This is a genomic window from Microcoleus sp. ARI1-B5 (assembly GCF_036705795.1).
Lineage (GTDB): Bacteria > Cyanobacteriota > Cyanobacteriia > Cyanobacteriales > Microcoleaceae > Microcoleus.
This window is the reverse complement of the sequence record NZ_JAUBVK010000001.1, coordinates 315,855-334,638: the sequence shown is the minus strand read 5'-3', so window position 1 is coordinate 334,638 and position 18,784 is coordinate 315,855. Positions and strand designations below refer to the sequence as shown.

The following is an 18,784-nucleotide window of genomic DNA, read 5'->3' as shown; positions in this document are numbered from 1 at the left end:
CCCCCAACTCCCCCGAATCGTTGCGGGAGTTGGGGTTGACTTTAAGAACTCTCTTGTTCCCCCCTTTTTTAGGGGGGCGCCGGGGGGATCGGTCTTAACAATCGCGTATTGCCTTAAAAGCTACTGGCTGACAGCTAAATAACTGACCCAAAAGTACAGAACGCTCTTAATATATACCTAGTTGGGTGAAGAAGGGTTAGTTAATGCACTTATTAATTCCTGCGGCGGGTTCGGGGCGACGGATGGGGAGTCAGCGGAACAAACTGCTGCTGACTTTGCTCTCTAAACCTTTGCTGAGTTGGACTTTGGCCGCTGCTGAAGCTTCGCAGCAGATTAGCTGGATCGGCATCATGGGCCAGCCTGAGGATTTTCCTGATTTTAAGGCAATTATCAGCGATTTAGCTTTGGTGAAGCCCGTCGAACTGATTCAAGGAGGTGCTACCAGGCAAGAGTCAGTTTACAACGGCTTGCAGGCTTTGCCGCCAAATGCCGATCGAGTCTTGATTCACGACGGCGCGAGGTGTTTGGCAACTCCTGAATTGTTCGATCGATCTTCCGAAGCTCTCTTGAGCTGTCCGGGCTTGATTGTCGCCGTCCCGGTCAAGGATACGATTAAGGTCGTAGACGAGTCTAGGATCGTGCGAGACACGCCGGACAGGCGCAACTTGTGGGCTGCCCAGACTCCCCAAGGATTTGAAGTGAAATTGTTAAAGCAGTGTCACGAACAAGGGCGACAGAAGGGTTGGGAAGTTACAGACGATGCAGCTTTGTTTGAAAAATGCGGTTTACCAGTGCAAATTGTGGAGGGGGAAGAGACTAATTTGAAAGTTACAACGCCCGTAGATTTGAGCGTGGCAGAATTCATTTTGCGCGGAAGATACGGATAAATTCTCTGCAACCTGCGCCGGCAGGTTTTGTCTGTCGAGAAGCGGTTTGAACCGCCGATTATTCTTGAATTAATACTTTAAACCGCCGATTTTTTCTGGTAATTACATCCTACATCCAAAAATGCAAACACGGCCGGAATCAACAGCGCATCCCTCAAAACAGCCACCCCAATTACCCTTTCAAAAGCTGCGGGTAAACTGCAAACTTTCACCTCAGCAGGTATCGGTTCCGCCGCCAAACGCGGCATAATTGCTGCACCCAAACCTTGCATGACCATACTGACAATAGTTGAATCTTCGCTGAGTTCGTAAGCGATATTTAAGGGAAACTCCGAAGTTGTTAAATATTTGCGAAGCGGTATAGAACAAGCAGTTTCCGGCGGCTGCAAAATCAGCGGATAAGCCGCTAATTCTTTCCAGGTAATTTTAGCACTTGACAATTTGGCAGTTGGCGGCAGCAACACAACATATTTATCCCGCAAAATTACTCTAGTTTCAAATTCGTCGCCGATGGGAAGAGAAACAAAGCCGATGTCTGCTTTGCCCGATCGCAAAGCTTCTTCCACAGCCTGGGTATAATACACTTCGGTAATGCTGACGGCAATTTTGGGAAAGCGATCGCGAAATTGGGCAATAATACCCGGTAGGATATGAGTTGCGACACTCCGAAAACTCACTATCCGCACCTGGCCTCCCTGCAAACCTTTTTCTAAATCGGCTTCTTTGACCATCATTTCTAACGATCGCACAATTTGACGCCCGTGAAGCAACACCCTTTCCCCCACCGGCGTCAGTTGAGCACCGTGTCGCCCCCGATGGAACAATTGCACTCCCAATTCTGCTTCTAAAGAGGCGATGGCGTGGCTGACTGCGGATTGTGACAGTTCCAACTGCAAAGCCCCACCGCTAAAGTTTGCACAGTCGGCTACTGCTATCAAAGCCTGAATCTGAGAGAGTTTCATCCGCCGCGTGTTGATTTCGTTCATAGCGTTTCCTAGAAGGAAGAGTTGACAGTTGACCTGTGACAGTTGACCTGTGACAGTTGACAGCTTGCCCCGAGCGAAGCCGAGGGGTTGACAGTTGACAGAGGGAAGACGGAAGAATGAAAAAAAACTCGAACGCAAGGGTTTCAGCAATTAATAACGTCATACTAAGCGTCGGGCGCGGTTGGTATATATATCTATCGATTTTATTCATAGAACCTATGCAAGCAATGATTTGATTGTTATTTAGGCAAGAGTTATCGTTGATTCATCACGTAAAAAACAAGAGTGTCCAGGAATTGTAAGGCGATAAAAATATGCTGTAAATGCCAGCAATTTATTGTAATTTATAGCTGTAATTTTTGATGGTGCAATTCCTGTTTGATTGAGGATTTGAAGGTGTTTGCTATGTCTACTTGCAAAAATCGGCTGTCTCCCGAAAAAACAAGAGTTGTTTCGATTGGCGAGCGAGCTAAATATGCCAAAAAACAAAAAGGTATCTCGCTCTTTTCAGCTATGAATCAACTTTGGCAAGGTTTGCTCGCCGCCGCCTCCGGCGAGAACGAAGTCAGAATTTGGCAGACGCGCGATCGCAATGGTAACACTTGCTGGCACGGTTGCGATCGGGCGACAGGTCGCTATACCTCCGCAGCCACGGATGACGAAATACGCGCTTGGATCGATGGCCGTTATTGTCAATAGTAGATTGTTGGTTGTGTGGGGGCGGGTTTTTAGGGATTGTTTGCGATTATCAAAGATTTTGGGGGAACCCGCCCCTACGATACTTGGGGAGAATTTGTGGATTTTTGATTCTTAATTTCCAAGGAGATGCTATGCTTCAAAGATATTCCGAATGTGCAGCGCCCGTTAGCGGAGCCCTCGAAGAGGATCGCATAATCCTCATGAAAAACGAGGTGTACAAATTGCCTCAAACTCATCGAGAAATTCAAGTTTTGTCAGGAATTGCTTGGATCACGCTTGACAAACAGGACATCATCTTGCACAGCCCAGAAAAAGCCTCGCTTCCACCCAGCAAAAACTTTGCTGTCATATCCGCTCTCAACAATATGCCGCTGATTATGGCAGTCTGCTAAGACAAAAGCCCGCGCCAGAACCTAGCAATTAACAAAAAATCGGCAGGAACACCCCAAAAAGCTCTATCTTAATAGTTATAACTTGGCTATTGGAGGACTCGATCGGTGTACTGCCGCTCTTACCACTTCAGCTATCTCGCAGCTATAAGTATTGTCTTATCGCCCGCACTCAGCTTGCTGGCAATTTCAGATGCTCGGGCATTTACCCCAATTATAGATGCGAGGCGCGCGATCGCTCGCGATTCCCTACGGGATAGCTTCGCCGCGCGTGCCCAAGCAACAGACCCCAAAACGCAAGCAGAACAACTCTTGGAAACAGGAGTAAAACAGCACCGCGAGGGTTTGTTTCGAGAAGCAATCCAGACTTTTGAGCAAGTTTTGGCAATTCGCAAGCAACTAGGCGACAAACCGGGAATCGGAGAAACCCTCAACAATATGGGGGAAGTTTACGCCGAAATGGGTTCGCAGCCCAAAGCTTTGGAAGTTTTGCGGCAAGCTTTAGCCATTCACCGCGAAATCGGCGAAGGGCCCCGCATCGCGCGCACTCTCAATCTCATCGGTTTTGTCAACCGGGTTGCAGACAAGTTTGACGAAGCGATGAAACTGCACCAAGAAGCTTTGGAACTCGCCAAAACCGCCAACGACCAAATTGAAATAGCAGAGTCTTTTCACAACATCGCGGCGGTGTACGCAGAACAGGCAAATTACGCCAAGGCGATCGAATTTTACCAGCAAGCCAGGACGATTCGCACCAAAGAGGGCGATCGGCGCGATTTAGGCCGTACCCTCAATAACATGGGCGGCGTCTATTACAACATCGGCGACTTTAACAGAGCGATGGAATTTTACCACCAAGCCTTAGCAATTCGCCGGGAAATCGGAGACAGGGCTGGCGTCGGCCGCCTCCTCAACAACATGGCACTTACCTCTCGCAAACTCGGCAAAGATACTCAAGCGCTGATCTATTTTCAGCAAGCAATACCGATGTTAGAAGCCATCGGCGACAAGACAAGTATCGGACGCTTGCTCAACAATATGGGCGCAATTTATGAAAGTCTCGGTCAATCTGCCAAAGCTCTCGAATCCTACGAGCGAGCTTTGAAAATGGCCCGCCAAGGCGGCGATAAAGCTGGAGAAACTATAGCGATGGAGGGCATTAAACGATTGTCGTCTGGGCAGCTTGTACCGCAAAATGGCAGTATCTAATCATCACAGTTTATGGAATTAAGCCTGTGCGATCGGGAGCATCTCATTTTTGCTTTTATAGTTTGTAGGGTGTGCAAGGCGCACCGATTGACTTCCTAGCTCATTCTCCCAGCGGTATAGGGGTTAATTTTGAGGTACGTTGTTGCGATGAAAGCGCTCTTTCTTATATTATTCAAGAGCGCTTTCATCGCAACAACATACCTTTATTTGATATGACAAAGGCTATCTAATCATCACAGTTTATGCAGTTAATCCTATTCGATCGCAATATCTTAGCCTTCGGGCATTGAGAATCTCCCGTTTTTAACCGGGAGATTCTCAAATTATAACTTAATGAACCAACTCGATCGCCCTTTTAGTCAACGCCTCAGCAGTCAACCCATTAAACGCCATCAACTGACCAGCACTAGCAGTCGTTTCCCCCCGCTTCCAAGCGAAAGTATCGCGCGGGCAATTGCTGCGGAGCATCACAGGTTCCAACATCCCAGAAGCACCGCCTGTCACGCCAATCAAGGCATCTCCACCAAACATTTCGGCAAATTTGTCATCGCTCAAAAAGCCGCCGTCAGCTTCCGAACAAGTATCCCAAGCAACATCGCCTGGACGGTACAAACGCCGGGGATTCACAACAGAAACAATCCGCACTCCAATGCCTTCTGTTTCCAAAAATGCCGCCGCTTCAAACACTGGCATTAAAGTCATGTCGCCGACAACAGCAAACACAACTTTCTTGCTCCCGCCTTGATTGTGGGGAGCTTGGGGAGAAGCGACTTCGTGCAGCACAATTGCACCATCTTCCAAACCTTGGCGAGTCTGTTCAAACGTGGTGCGAATTGGCAGCGGCGACTTGCTCGCAGTAATCACAACTCCCTTATTTTTAGCAGTCAAAGCCCATTCGTAACAAGCTTGAATGCTGTTAGCATCGGGTGGAAACAAAGGAAACACATTTCCGTTCCGCATCATCGCCGCAAAATAAGCCTCAATTTCCGGCCGCTGGTGCGTCCAACCGTTGCGGCCTTGTTCCAATGCACCCGCTGTAAATAAGGTGACAGTTGCCGGAGTTGGACGGCGCAATTCTGCCATTGCTTGGGTTACAGTTTGCCAAATTGGTAAACCGTTGATGGCAAAAGATTCGTAAGAACACCACAAACTGCGCGCTCCGAACAGCGACAAACCTACTGCCAAACCCGCGCAAGCATCTTCGCTCAAAGGTTCGTAAACTTGACCGTTTGGCGATTGATTGTACAACTCATCGGTCGTCGGGTGAATGATTTTGAGAGCTTGGTTGATGTTGGCAATTGCCGATGCTTCATTGCCGTCAGCATTAGTGACAAGAAAAGTGCGATCGCGCTCGCCGACTGTTCCCACCAAACGTCCCATTGCAGTTGTCGAAATCTTCGGTTCTCCCCCAACTGCAAATTCTTCTAAAGGCAACTCGCCCAAATCTGCCAGCGGCAATGTAAACTCAGTAACAACGGTTTTCGCCGCAGGCCCGCCGCCAGCGCGCTCGCAATTTGTCCGCACCAACTGCCAAGCATCAGCAGTCAAAGCGCGCTCTTTTAAAGCGCTGACAATGTGCGGAGCATCCAGCGTATCTTTTGGATAAAGGTTGTGAGATTTTGCGCCGCGCGCGTGGACGCCCGCACCTTTCAACTGTTTGATAATAAACGCAGTTAATTTGCCGCCGAGAGCCGATTTTGCCGCTTTGTCAACTCCTTGTAAAACAGCTTTAGTAAAAGCCATGCGCTGTTCTAATGAAAAAGCAGTGCTGTCAACATAATCTCCCGCTTGATTTTTGTCGTCAAATTCCTTAGCATCAACTAAGATAACTTCTTCAAAACCGTTGCCTTGCCAATAAGCAATCATTTCAGCATTGGTTTTAGTCGAAACCATGCTGTGATGTTCTTGAGAAAATCCGTTCCAAACTAACACGGGCAAAAAGTTAGTAGCCTTCGGATAAGCAGTGTGGAAATGCGCCATGCTGCTCATCGGATAGGGTTCGCCCATGCCGCCGTCCCCCATTGTGAAAGCGAACAGTTTGTCGGGGTGTAAAAGCGCGCCAGCCATTGCGAAATGCTGCCCTTGTCCGAGGGGGCCTGCTGGTGCTAAAAGGCCGGGAATGAAGCCGGAAAGATGTCCTAATAAACCGTCTTTTTCTCGGAATTTATCGCGTACTTGCTGCACGTTGAAAATTCCCATGTCTTCTAAAGATCGATCGAGAAACATGGCGCTGTAAAATCCCGGCGCGTGGTGTCCGACTTCGGTGACAATGTTCTTGTGTCCGAGCATCACCAAAGCGGCATAAGCCTCAGCTTGGCTGGCAAACCCCCCCGGATGTCCCGATGCCTTGCTGGCGGTGACTTGCAGCGTCAGGTAGCGCAGGGCGTCTGCTCCCAGCATCGTTTGAAAGACGGCCGCGGGATCGGCAGAGTCGGCGATCGACTTGCTCCCGCTTGCGATCGCAGGTGCTTTCCCGTAAGTCTCAAAACCCGGCACACTCTCGGAGAAATACTGGATTCCTTCGCAAAAACTGGGAATTGCTGACGTTGCCTTCGGCGTAGTTGCAGTCATGCTTGATACCTGAAAAATTTGACTTGAATTAATGTAACAGTAATTTTATAGCTTTCTTGTTGCAAAAAATCATCACTTCTGCTAAGTCGGATGATAAATCAGTCCAATATCTCAAATTTTCATAGCAACCGCCAAAACTGTGATTCGGTTCTTAATTGCTAAAACCATGCCTTTTCTTCCCTCTTCCCTCTTCCCTCTGTCAACTATCAACTGTCAACTGTCAACTGTCAACTATCAACTGTCAACTGTCAACTGTCAACTGTCAACTGTCAACTGTCAACTATCAACTGTCAACTATCAACTGTCAACTATTCATTTAGGGTTCGCTAACATCTAACTGCAGCCGTTCCCCGACATTAATATAAATCCCATTACCGCTTTCAAAAAGAGAAGGTGTAGCCTTTTCACTCGCCAGCCAAACAAAGAAACTGCTAAGTGCAGGAATAGGATCTTGATCGCGGCGCAACGTGTAGATCAAACCTTCGCACGGCCCATTAACGCGGCTAGTCGTGCAAATCGCTTTCTGGTTATTTACCAGACCGACAGTGACATAATTTAGCTGTTTGTTGCGGTTATAATTATCAAGGCGCTGAGTCACTTGTTGGCAGCGAGTCAGAGGATCGTAGCCAGCACTAGAAAAGAAATTAGAATTCCAGCGAATCCAAGGCTCCCTGATCCCTTGTGGATTTTGATACACAGTCACCGGACCGCCCGTCGAGGTATCACACACAAATCCCCCCAGCCTTACATTCCGTTGGCTTTGATTGGAGGGCCGGCTGATAGAAAGACTGCTGAGAATATCCCAGCCGTTACGATTAGTTTGCGATCGCAACGCCGTAAAAGCATCGATCGGGATTGCTGCATTCAACCCCGTTTTAATCTCTTCAATCTGACCGTTCCACGGGCTCTTCACTGTGCCGACAGTATCTCCCTGGCCGTGAATTCCCACAACTCTGCCATCAGCATCAAATACAGGCCCGCCGCTCATGCCGCGCCTTGTCACAGCTTGATAGCGCAGTCCGTACCCCGACGATGCGCGGCCGGGGCGAGAAGAGATAATACCAGCAGTAAATTCGAGTTTTCTTTCAGATCCAGAGGCGACGGGGAGCGGATAGCCAGCAACGTAAATAGTAGAACCAACAACAGCACGTTCCGACTCGCCGAGCGGTGCTACTGGATACTGTTCTCGGCTCTGAAATTGGATCAAAGCCAAGTCTATATCGCGATCGTTTTTCGGGAGCCTCTGTATTCTAATTGCTGTATAATTTTTTTCTAAATGAGTGCGAATGCTGTATTCTTGAGCGAGGCTTGCCACTACATGATTCGCCGTCAGAACAGTGTAAATATTGCCCTCTTTAGCAATAATTACTCCCGATCCGCTAGCAGCAAAACCCAGCGTGTTGTTAACTTCTACAGTTGTGAACATCGCTAGCTCGGCAATTTCTTGGGCTGTTTTAGCACAAGCAGCATATTGTTGACCGACAATTGCTGCCGCCGTTACTGCACCGGTGAAGATGACTGTCATCGCGTCAAACCGCAAACCCCACGAATTCATCGCTAACTCCCTGGATGAGACGAGACGAACTGCAAATATGTACTGATAGGAATTCCCCAACTAGATTTAACCATCTTTTCCAATAATTCCGGCGTCGGTTCACTTCCATCTTCAAAAGCATAGACGCCAAAACCGGGATCTCGATACTTACCTCGACCGTTAATTCCAACCAAGAAACCTTTGGCATTAAAAATCGGGCCACCGCTCATGCCAATTTTAACCTCATTTGTATAGCCCAACCTATAGCCTTGAGGTAAAGATTTTGGCAGCAGCAGTTCTACGAACCCCTGCGCTACGGCCAAGGTTCCAGTACCTGCGGGAAATCCGGCAGCCAGCAGCGGCTCTCCCACGGCTGGCTGCTGCGCGCCAATGGGTGCTACTTTATACTCGATCGCGCTGCGAAACAGAAGGGTCGCCAGATCCGTATCGCCCAAGCGCTGCGGAACTCCCAACAGTTGGTGGATCTGGCCGTCGCTCGTAACGATGGTGCGATCGCCCCTGTCAAAAGCCACAACGTGCCAGCTAGTCAACACAGTATAGGTTTGGCCCTGGCGCTGGACGATCGCCCCTGAACCCGAGGATTTCGAGGTCTTGATGCGTATCGTCGCCTCCCGCGCCAATTTTTCCACGTCACCCCCAGGAATTGGCCATGAGATTGGCAATTTTCCAGTCTTTACGGCAGTTCCGAGGGCCCAGAAAAAGGGGGCAGTTGCGCCTTATCGCCCATATTTTCCCCTGGTTTTTCCCCTAGCTTTTCTCTGACATCAATGTAAGGAATTTGACTGCTTTCCTCCGTAGAGGGCATTCCCACCTGTCCTTGGCGCCAAGCTAACAAATTATACAAAGAGCCGATCGGGTCTTGGCCCGGCCGCAGGGTATAAATCAAATTTTGGCACACACCATTGACTTGATTCGCCGTGCAGATGACGTTTTGGCCGTTCATCTGGCCAACGGTAATGTACTTGAGCATTCGGTTGCGGCGATAGCTTTCGAGGCGTTGGCTGACTAATTGACAGCGAGTTGCCGGATCGTAGCCCGAACCGGAAAAATAATCAGAAGTCCACTCAATCCAAGGCTCTACTGCACCTTGAGAATTTTGGTACATAGTCACTGGTACACCTGTCGAGGTGCTGCACCAAAATCCGCTTTCCCCGACGTTTGGCCGGGCCAAACTGGGCCCTGAAGCCACCGTCACAGAGCACAGGGCGATCGCTGTTGTCGCCAAAACTTTCGTTAATTGCTGTTCGATCATGTTTTTGCTCGATTTTTAGTAGATTTGTGACAAAAAGCACCTGATTCTGCGATAATACTCTTGATAAGCAAGTTAATTAGAGATCCGGATCACAGCAAATTTCAGCTCGCTCGACTGCACATCAGAAACTCGGAATCATGGCCCACACTCACAGGTGCAGCCCTACGGAAACCAGTTTTTTTTGTAGTTCAGTTACCTGAAATCTTCTGTATGTTGTTCGCTACTTGCACATTCCCTAGAACAGCGCTGGCGGCGCAGTTGTTGAACCATCCCAAAATGCGTGCCCAAGTCTGAATTTTGTCGTCATTACTACTATCAAACTCAAGCTTTCGCAACCGGAAAGAGGCTGTTCACCTCAGACCTTGGGATAGCTAAATTTGCATGGGGTACATTACACCACTGACAAGGTATTCGATCTAACTTGCGACTTGAATCGCGAGCTTTATCTGCAAAGATCCGGAGACGGCCGGGCTACACCAATGAGGGGAGATACCCCTGTTGTAGGATTTAACACTAAAACAAAGGTATTAGCAAGCAACATTTCGGACATTTTTTGATTGCCGACCGTAGAATCAGGGTTTCATGGCTAGCCTCTGCGAGGCTAGGCTAATCGGGAACAGGGTCTGCTTTCGAGTAAATCAAGGGTTTCAGGCTACGATCTAAAAACTGTCCGGACTGTTAAACAAGAACTGTTAACTTGTTTTCGTCTTCGTACTGCGGAAATACTTCTAAGTGAGTGTAATCAGGGATTAAGTGCTTTCTATCACCAAAATCCCTCTCCCGACCTACACAGAAGTTTAGTTGAGTATTAAAAACTATGAGCCGTACCTGCAAACAGTTCGGGTATTTAGCGACTGGATTAATTTTGATGGGCGGTAGCAGTTGTTCTAGCTATGATGCTGCAGCTAAATCGACCGCAAACCAGAGCCAACCCCCAGCCAGCACCGGTCAATTCCGAAGCCTACAGCTAACCGGAAATCAACTTGAGGCTCGATCGACTCAAGCACCGCCGGCCTCTAACTCTGTTACTTCAGTTTTAGGCAGTTCTGCAGTATCAGAAGACAGCACAGCGAAAGTTACGGTTTACAAGGTAGACAATCTCTGTCAAAGTCTGAAGCCGGCAACAGTTACAGGCCCAGACAACCAGTTAATGTCATCGGCAGTTAATGAAGTATTAAAGCAGGAGATTTTCGCTAGTCTGGGTTTAGTTGGTTATCGGGTTAGGATCGCTCGCGACCAAGGAATAGCTACCGTAGATTTACGGGCCTTGGGGAATTCCCGCCAGAAATTGCAAAATCTGTCGAGTTGTCAAATGTTAGGTTTGTTTGGGGGCGTGCGCCAAACTTTAACCAGCTACGATCCTTGGCAAATCAAAACTGTGCGTTTTACAGAACTCGGAGAGGACATTTTGAGTACCGTTCGAGAATAACGTCTTAAAATTATTGGAGATGGGACTTACGCAATTCTCCCCTTAAAAACAAGGGTTGGGAGGGATTGAACAAACCTTCAAACCCTTTGAGATTTGTTGATACTGCTAAGTCCTGTGACCAATACCCAGGTAATTCCTATGACACTACCTAACGGCCCCAAAGCTCCACCCTTTGTGCAACTCATTCAATGGATCGGCGATCCCCTGACATTCATGGATAAATGTGCGAAGCAATACGGCGACATTTTCACAGCTCAATTGGGCAACATCGAGCCATTGGTGATGATCGACCACCCGCAAGCTGTCCAGGAGATGCTCAACAGCAACGCGCTTCACGCTCCAGGCAGGCTCAACAGCATTCTTAAACCATTGCTGGGCGAACAATCCATGATTATGCTCTCGGGAGAAAGGCACAAACGATCGCGCCAATTATTGATGCCCCCCTTTCACGGGGAACGGATGCGGAATTACGGCCAACTAATTTGCGATATCGCTCGAGATGTTGCCAGCAAGTGGTCGGTCGATCGACCTTTTGTGGCCCGCAGCGCCATGCAGGAAGTCACCATGCGAGTGATCTTGCAGGCTGTCTTCGGCCTGGATGACGGGCCGCGGTTGCAAGAACTCAAGCCGCTACTTGGCTCAGTCGTCAATATGACCGACTCTCCCGTGCGATCGAGCATACTGTTTCTGAAGTGGATGCAGCAAGATTGGGGCTCTTGGAGTCCTTGGGGACGGATGAAACAGCGGCAGCGGACAATTGACGAACTGATGGACGCGGAAATTGAAGAACGCAAACTGCAACCAGACGCCAACCGCACCGACATTCTCAGCTTAATGATGGTCGCGCGCGACGAAAACGGGCAACCAATGACCAATGAAGAATTGCGCGACGAGTTGATGACGCTGCTGTTTGCAGGCCACGAAACCACAGCAACGGCCCTAGCTTGGGCGTTTTACTGGATTCACCACTTGCCCTCGGTGCGCCAGAAGTTGCTGGAAGAATTGGACAGTTTGGGGGAAAATCCCGACCCGATGGAGATTTTCCGCTTACCTTACCTGAGTGCAGTTTGTCAGGAGACGCTGCGAATTTACCCCGTGGGAATGCTGACGTTTCCGCGAGAAGTGCTCAGGCCCGTGGAACTTATGGGACATCAACTCGAACCGGGCACGGTTGTCGTCGGCTCGATTTATTTGACTCACCGGCGGGAGGATTTGTATCCAGAACCGCTGCAATTTAAACCAGAACGGTTTTTGGAGAGGCAATTCTCGCCTTACGAGTATTTGCCCTTTGGAGGCGGTAGTCGCCGCTGCATCGGCTTAGCGCTGGCGCAGTTGGAGATGAAATTGGTGCTGGCAACCATTTTGCGCGATTTCGACCTTGAATTAGCCGAGAAACAGCCCGTACAGGCCAAACGCCGAGGGGTGACTTTAGCGCCAGCGGGCGGCGTGCGGATGGCCCTGCTGGGGCGGCGGATGCGGCGGCAGATGCCTGAAGCGGTTGCTAGTGGGGTTTGATGTCGCAGCAGCAGCCGTCGATTCACGCGGACGATAGCTACGCCCCGCCTACTTCTGCCTTGAGTGCAAACAATTTAGGCCCAAAGTGCGATCGACCGCTGCTGCCCCCATTTTTGGTAGCACCCGCTACATAAAAATAGCTAGAATCCTTCACCTATAACCATCACCCACCCTCCAATTTCAAAATTCCTGTCTAAAATGGTATGAACCTTGCAAACATACCCTGAGAGCAAAAGTGGGTGATTGCAATAGCCCTCTTGATATCTCGAAAGCTTGCCTGCCATACTTTAAAAACATATGCATACCCTGTTATTCAGCAAGGTCGGAAGCGTGTTGGCATTGCCTGCAATCTTCCGGCCTCTTTATTTTTTGGGGCGATCGAGACCTTCAGCTAGAAATACAGAAGGCAAGGCAAAAGTATCAATTTTCCTCGTGTTTGAAATAGATAGTCCTGGACGGGCGGGTGGTCATACCATTTTTGATTTTCGCATTGAAGCATTGAAGATTGGGGAATGACTTATCAATTAAGGGTTTGGATCGCGGGCCGACAGTTGCATTTTTTGGGGAAATGATATCATAAACCGGGTTTTTTGCGAAAACACTTCGTGGCAGCCCGCAGATCGGCGTAAAAACCCGGTTTTTTTGATGGGAGTGCGTCCTGGACAGACCAATCTAGAGGTTTTGCCTCTAAGTTCAATAGAATCCGGCTGCAAGTTTAAGGAATTACTAAGGAATAATTAATAACTTGTTAAATAATCTCCTTTTATAGTTCCCTCAATCTTCTGTTTTCAGAAATTCCGACACCGAGACAGACTTCGGGAGACTCTCGATATCTTGAATTTCGCTTTCGTGGGCAAAAAACTCGACTTCTTTATCGTCAATCTCGATCTGATAGCTAGCGGTAGCAGTCACAATCCGCTGCTTTTTTTTATCTTCTATTAAAACCCAACACACGACAGGTCTTACCCACCTCTCAACGTGCTGGCTTTGCTTCGTACTCCCAAAGGCATACCAGCCTTTAGCTTCAATAATTTGAAGCACTTTAAAATCGTTATTTGCCATAAATATCTCGATCGCGTTAACTTGACTGTTATTCTTAGATAGAACGGCACGCTTGGCTTTGCCCTGCTTAGCTTAGAAAATTCCAAGCTGCACTTGACAACCAGATTATTGTCGAAAATCAGCCGTTTAGCAGGGCATTGTCTGCGTTGTTGCCCGCTAAATTTCGTGCGATGTTTTTGTACTCTCCTACAATTACCTTAAAGTATCTATACCGCCTCTTCAAAAAAAGTTTTGCAGGAGCCTCAACAGCAGCAAACTCGACATTAGCTAGCTGGATATAAGCGGATGCAAACTGCTTCTAACCGCTGGTTGGTGAGAGCGATCGGCATACAAGGCTGTGCGGTTTTTTTTGCTGCAATCAACTGTCATTTTTACCAGATGGGGCAAAACTAAACTAGAGATTGCCGCTTTCAATTCTAAGCCTCGGCGCGCCTAATTCCCAATTAATTGTATGGTGTAGTTGATAATTGCCAAACTGTCGATCGCACAAAACAGCCGTGTCTAACTCTTCGATTACCATCACCGTTAAATTGTTCGCCGCCTTCGGTGAAGCCTACGGCGTTTCTGAACTTACAGTAGAACTTCCTCCCGAAACCCCAGTGGTAAGAGTCCTCGAAAGCTCGATCGCCCAATACCCTCAATTAGAAAAGTGGCGCGAGCGCACCCGTTTCGCCATCAACCTAGAATTCGTCTCCCCCGACACCATCCTCCAAGACGGGGACGAAGTTGTACTCATCCCCCCCGTCAGCGGCGGATAATACGATTTTGGATTTGCGATGGCAGAATTAAAAAATTGGGAACGATCGCGCGCTGACTTCAGAAACCCGGTTTCTTCCCAGATTTTTCGTTACTCAACACAAAATGGGGTAATTCTTGGGTACGCTGTTGCGATGAAAGCGCTGTTATATACGTATAACAGCGCTTTCATCGCAACAACATACCTCGAAACCCGATTCTCGGCCCCCATGGGCGGGCCCAATAGTTGTGAGTTACCCAGCAAAAAAAACTTTATAAATTTTTGAAATTAGTTTTGCAGCACCCTCGTTCTTGAGTTCGGTTAATCGAGAGGTTTTTGCTCTCTAGCAGCATTCTCCGGCAGAGCCTGTAAACCAGTCAGACAAAGAGATTGAGGACGCTCCAGCTACCTCACATTTCCGACAAAATAGTGCGGGAAATCAATCCCGACTAAAAAAATCGGGTATGGTTGACGGCGTAGATCGACCGTGTTAATCTTGCACAAGAATTAGAAAACATCGCAAAACTAGAGAGTTGAGCTATGACCCAGGCAACCAGAACACAATCCACAGCAGCAACCTTCACAGCCCTCAAGTGTAAAGAATGCGGCGAAGAGTACGAACTCCAAGCCAAGCACGTCTGCGATTGCTGTTTTGGCCCGCTAGAAGTCAAGTACGACTACGAAGCTATCCGCCGCCGCGTCACTCGCCAAACCATCCAAGCAGGCCCCAACTCAATCTGGCGCTACCGCGAATTTTTACCAGTCGCTACAGAAAACGTCATTGATGTCGGCACGGGGATGACTCCTCTATTAAAATCCCACCGCTTGGCGCGCCGCCTCGGTCTCAAAAATCTTTACATTAAAAACGATGCCGTGAATATGCCCACTCTTAGCTTTAAGGACAGAGTGGTGTCAGTTGCCCTCAGCCGAGCCAGAGAATTGGGTTTCACCACGGTATCATGTGCCAGCACCGGCAATTTAGCTAACTCCACCGCTGCGATCGCAGCCCACGCCGGCCTCGACTGCGTAGTCTTCATCCCTTCAGACTTAGAAGCAGGCAAAGTCCTCGGCACTCTGATTTACAATCCAACTGTCATGGCAGTTCACGGCAACTACGACCAAGTTAACCGCCTCTGCTGCGAAGTCGCCAATACACACGGCTGGGGATTTGTCAACATCAACTTGCGCCCCTACTACTCCGAAGGCTCGAAAACCCTCGGCTACGAAGTTGCCGAACAGCTAGGCTGGCAATTGCCCGACCACATCGTCGCCCCCCTCGCCTCCGGCTCCTTGTTCACAAAAATCTACAAAGGCTTTAATGAATTCATCGAAGTCGGTTTAGTTGATGACAAGAAAGTTCGGTTCAGCGGCGCTCAAGCTGACGGCTGTTCCCCGATCGCGAGCGCATACCGCGAAGGCCGCGATTTCGTGACACCAGTCAAACCGAATACCATTGCTAAGTCGATCGCGATCGGCAATCCAGCAGACGGTATGTACGCCCTCGAAATCGCCCGCAAAACCAACGGAAACATCGAATCCGTCAGCGACACCGAAATCATCGAAGGCATGAAACTGCTGGCAGAAACTGAAGGCATCTTCACAGAAACCGCAGGCGGCACGACGATCGCAGTCTTGAAGAAACTCGTAGAAGCAGGTAAAATCAATCCCGACGAAACTACCGTTGCCTACATCACCGGCAACGGCTTGAAGACTCAGGAAGCAGTTCAAGGCTACATCGGCGAACCCATCACCCTCGAACCAAAACTGGAAGCATTCGAGCGCGCCCTGGAACGCGCCCGCACCCTCGAACGCTTAGAATGGCAACAAGCTTCGGTTTAATAGTTATTGGTCATTAGTCATTAGTTGTTAAGCTATTGACTAATGACTGCTGACTAATGACTAAGGACTAATGACTGCTGACTAATGACTAAGGACTAAGGACTCAAAAAAATGACCGTCAAAGTTTTAATTCCCACTCCGCTGCAAAAATTCACTAACAATCAAGCCACCATTGAATGCGGTGGCGGGACTATTTCCGAACTGATTGAATCGCTGGAAACAAATTGTCCCGGCATCAAAAAAAGCCTGTGTGACGAAAAGGGAGAACCCCGCAGATTTCTCAATTTCTACGTCAACAGCGAAGACATCCGCTTTTTGGACGGCACGCAAACTTCCCTCCAAGATGGCGATGAAGTCAGTATTGTTCCGGCTGTTGCTGGCGGCTGATGAGAGCGATCGCAGATGATGGCAGATAAACGCAGATAAACGCAGATAGAATTAATTACTATCTGCGTTTATTGGCGTTTATCTGCGGTCGATCAACTTCATTCTACGAAACGACGGAAGCAACTTTGGCTGCCGTCCGGGGGCGACGACGACCTGTTACTTTATTAGCAGGAACGGGTGCTGGTGTTGGCGCCGGTGTGGATGATTGGCCGCCTAATAGCTTAGGTGCTTCCAGGGAACCCGGAGTCACTGCTGGTGTTTCCCATTTCACAAAAGATGCTCCTTCGGGAATTTGCATCAGGAATACTAGCATGGGATTGCTTTGAAGTTCCCGGCGCAACACGCGGCTAATTGCGCGTTCAATTTGGGTTTGAACTCCTACCCAGTCCACATCAACTCCTGATTCCGAAGTTGCAGAAGGTCTGACAAACTCCGACCAGCGATCGCTCAACACAGTGTCAATGGTTTGAGCGATCGATTGTTGTAACAGGGCGCGATCGGCTGATGTGACCACACCTTTCAAGTGTATTTGCGGCGTAGCAACCAACTTCCCTTCTGCATTCAACGCCGCAGCTACTGTCACCGCGCCATCTCCGGCTAACTGCTGGCGTTCTTTGAGGACGTTCGCCTTCACTACGCCCGATCGAGAAGCATCTACCAATTCTATTCCTGAAGGCACTTTACCGCTAACTCGGATCGAATTTTCAGTTAATTCTACGACATCGCCGTTGTCAACAATCACCATATTGCTCGCGGGAATGCCCATGCTTTGAGCCGTCTTGGAGTGCTGAACCAGCATCCGGTGTTCCCCGTGTACCGGTAAGAAGAACTTGGGACGAGTCATGTTAATCATTAACTTTTGGTCTTCCTGACAGCCGTGGCCGGAAACGTGAATGCCTTTGTCGCGGCCGTAAACCACGTTTGCTCCCAGCATCATCAGTTTATCGATCGTGTTTACCACTGCGATCGTATTTCCCGGAATCGGATTAGCTGAGAAAATGACTGTATCGCCTGTTCTGATTTTCAGTTCGTGATGTTCGCCGTTAGCAATCCGAGTCATCGCCGCCATCGGTTCGCCTTGGGAACCCGTAGTCAAAATCAAAACCTTGTCTTCAGCCAAGTTGCGGATTTCTTTCAGAGGTTTGAAAAGACTGTCTTCGCATTTGATGTAGCCGAGATTGCGGCAGTGAGCGATGACATTAAGCATCGAGCGGCCCACCACTCCGACATACCGATTGTTTTTCTTAGCCAAGTCCAAAACAATTTGCAATCGGTGTACCGACGAAGCAAATGTCGTCACCATCACCCGTCCCGTTGCTTGAGCGATAATTCTGTCTAAATTCGGAGCGACAGAACGTTCTGAAGCGGTAAAACCAGGAACTTCCGAGTTAGTAGAATCGCTGATCAAGCACAGGACGCCTCTTTCGCCGTACTCCGCCAGCTTTTGCAAATCAAAATGCTCGCCGTCTACAGGAGTGTGGTCAATTTTAAAGTCTCCGGTGTGAATTACAATCCCGACAGGAGTGTGAATTGCCACCGTGAAACTGTCAGCCATCGAGTGAGTGTTGCGAATGTATTCGACTAAGAAATTTTTGCCAATTCTTACCGTATCCCGGGGGCGAACCGTTCTCAATTCCGTGCGGTGAGACACTCCGGCTTCTTCCAATTTTCCGGCTAGCAAAGCCATCGCCAAACGCGGGCCGTAGATGACTGGAATTTCAAATTGTTTGAGGTGATAAGGGATGCCGCCGATGTGGTCTTCGTGACCGTGTGTCACGATCATACCTTTAATTTTGTGGCTGTTTTCCCGCAGGTAAGTCATGTCTGGGAGGACAATATTTACACCGTGCATTCCATCTGTGGGGAACGCTAAACCTGCATCTAAAAGAATTATTTCGTCGCCGTACTCGAACACGCAAGTGTTTTTACCGATTTCGTGCAGCCCGCCGAGGGGAATAACTTTTAGAGCCGATGCAGTTGTATTTTTGATCATGCGTATCCTTTGTTAGTTATTTTGTTATTTGTCTGTTGTCTGTCGTCTGTCGTCTGTCGTCTGTCGTCTGTCGTCTGTCGTCTGTCGTCTGCTGTTCGTTGGTAGGGCGATTTTTTTCCAAATATTTATGGAAAACTCCCAGGCGGGTTTTACTATCCCGTGCAGTCAGTTGTTTTCTGCCTTCACTCTTTAATCCTCAGTCTTTAATTATTGACTGTTAGTAAGTAGCTAACAGTTAATTACTAATGACTGATGATTAAGAACTAATGACCGAT

16 protein-coding genes are annotated in these 18,784 nt (G+C 48.7%); 9 read left to right on the top strand and 7 right to left on the bottom strand.

The genetic code is table 11. The features are described from left to right. Positions 1–203: 203 nt before the first annotated feature. Positions 204–887, top strand: coding sequence for a 2-C-methyl-D-erythritol 4-phosphate cytidylyltransferase (ispD, locus tag QUB63_RS01555; RefSeq protein ID WP_332943005.1), 684 nt, complete (start codon positions 204–206; stop codon positions 885–887). Between the two features lie 77 nt (positions 888–964). On the opposite strand, the gene QUB63_RS01550 is transcribed toward ispD, so the two are convergent. Then, positions 965–1,873 carry a LysR family transcriptional regulator gene (locus QUB63_RS01550; protein WP_332943003.1) on the bottom strand — a complete coding sequence of 303 codons (909 nt, stop codon included), beginning with the start codon at positions 1,871–1,873 and terminating at the stop codon, positions 965–967. A 405-nt stretch (positions 1,874–2,278) separates the two neighbouring features. Here QUB63_RS01550 and QUB63_RS01545 point away from each other — a divergent pair, with 405 nt between their 5' ends. From QUB63_RS01545 to QUB63_RS01535, 3 genes are all read left to right on the top strand, one after another. Continuing rightward, the gene (locus QUB63_RS01545) at positions 2,279–2,572 is read left to right on the top strand and encodes a hypothetical protein (protein WP_332943002.1); all 294 of its coding nucleotides are present in this window, start codon (positions 2,279–2,281) and stop codon (positions 2,570–2,572) included. A 131-nt stretch (positions 2,573–2,703) separates the two neighbouring features. Then, positions 2,704–2,964: a hypothetical protein gene (locus QUB63_RS01540; RefSeq protein ID WP_332943001.1), complete on the top strand. Its 261-nt coding sequence runs from the start codon at positions 2,704–2,706 to the stop codon at positions 2,962–2,964. A gap of 105 nt (positions 2,965–3,069) precedes the next feature. Further along, the gene (locus QUB63_RS01535; protein ID WP_332943000.1) at positions 3,070–4,170 is read left to right on the top strand and encodes a tetratricopeptide repeat protein; all 1,101 of its coding nucleotides are present in this window, start codon (positions 3,070–3,072) and stop codon (positions 4,168–4,170) included. 330 nt (positions 4,171–4,500) lie between these two features. Here QUB63_RS01535 and QUB63_RS01530 read toward each other — a convergent pair whose 3' ends face one another. From QUB63_RS01530 to QUB63_RS01515, 4 genes are all read right to left on the bottom strand, one after another. After that, on the bottom strand, positions 4,501–6,741 hold the full coding sequence (locus QUB63_RS01530) for a phosphoketolase (RefSeq protein WP_332942999.1): 2,241 nt from the start codon (positions 6,739–6,741) through the stop codon (positions 4,501–4,503). Positions 6,742–7,057: 316 nt separating this feature from the next. Beyond that, positions 7,058–8,296 (bottom strand): COP23 domain-containing protein, encoded by a 1,239-nt coding sequence (locus tag QUB63_RS01525; RefSeq protein ID WP_332942998.1) that lies wholly within the window; start codon positions 8,294–8,296, stop codon positions 7,058–7,060. 2 nt (positions 8,297–8,298) lie between these two features. After that, positions 8,299–8,958 carry a S1 family peptidase gene (locus tag QUB63_RS01520; protein WP_332942996.1) on the bottom strand — a complete coding sequence of 220 codons (660 nt, stop codon included), beginning with the start codon at positions 8,956–8,958 and terminating at the stop codon, positions 8,299–8,301. Positions 8,959–8,969: 11 nt separating this feature from the next. Continuing rightward, positions 8,970–9,548 (bottom strand): COP23 domain-containing protein, encoded by a 579-nt coding sequence (locus QUB63_RS01515; RefSeq protein ID WP_332942995.1) that lies wholly within the window; start codon positions 9,546–9,548, stop codon positions 8,970–8,972. Positions 9,549–10,365: 817 nt separating this feature from the next. Between QUB63_RS01515 and QUB63_RS01510 the strand changes: the two genes are divergently transcribed. Together QUB63_RS01510 and QUB63_RS01505 are read left to right on the top strand one after the other, a co-directional pair. Then, positions 10,366–10,977, top strand: coding sequence for a hypothetical protein (locus tag QUB63_RS01510; protein WP_332942994.1), 612 nt, complete (start codon positions 10,366–10,368; stop codon positions 10,975–10,977). A gap of 138 nt (positions 10,978–11,115) precedes the next feature. Then, entirely contained in the window at positions 11,116–12,492 is a 1,377-nt protein-coding gene (locus QUB63_RS01505; RefSeq protein ID WP_332942993.1) for a cytochrome P450, read from the top strand. 774 nt (positions 12,493–13,266) lie between these two features. Here the strand turns inward: QUB63_RS01505 and QUB63_RS01500 are convergent. After that, a complete protein-coding gene (locus QUB63_RS01500; protein ID WP_332942992.1) occupies positions 13,267–13,554 on the bottom strand; it encodes a hypothetical protein in 288 nt (95 codons plus the stop codon). 497 nt (positions 13,555–14,051) lie between these two features. On the opposite strand from QUB63_RS01500, the gene QUB63_RS01495 reads away from it, so the two are divergent. The 3 genes from QUB63_RS01495 to QUB63_RS01485 all read left to right on the top strand — a co-directional run bounded on the left by QUB63_RS01495 (position 14,052) and on the right by QUB63_RS01485 (position 16,516). After that, positions 14,052–14,312 (top strand): MoaD/ThiS family protein, encoded by a 261-nt coding sequence (locus QUB63_RS01495; protein ID WP_332942991.1) that lies wholly within the window; start codon positions 14,052–14,054, stop codon positions 14,310–14,312. Positions 14,313–14,830: 518 nt separating this feature from the next. Next, positions 14,831–16,129, top strand: coding sequence for a threonine synthase (gene thrC, locus QUB63_RS01490; protein WP_332942990.1), 1,299 nt, complete (start codon positions 14,831–14,833; stop codon positions 16,127–16,129). A gap of 111 nt (positions 16,130–16,240) precedes the next feature. Beyond that, positions 16,241–16,516: a MoaD/ThiS family protein gene (locus QUB63_RS01485; RefSeq protein WP_332942989.1), complete on the top strand. Its 276-nt coding sequence runs from the start codon at positions 16,241–16,243 to the stop codon at positions 16,514–16,516. A 103-nt stretch (positions 16,517–16,619) separates the two neighbouring features. Here QUB63_RS01485 and QUB63_RS01480 read toward each other — a convergent pair whose 3' ends face one another. Beyond that, positions 16,620–18,509: a ribonuclease J gene (locus QUB63_RS01480; protein ID WP_332942988.1), complete on the bottom strand. Its 1,890-nt coding sequence runs from the start codon at positions 18,507–18,509 to the stop codon at positions 16,620–16,622. Between the last annotated feature and the right edge of the window lie 275 nt (positions 18,510–18,784).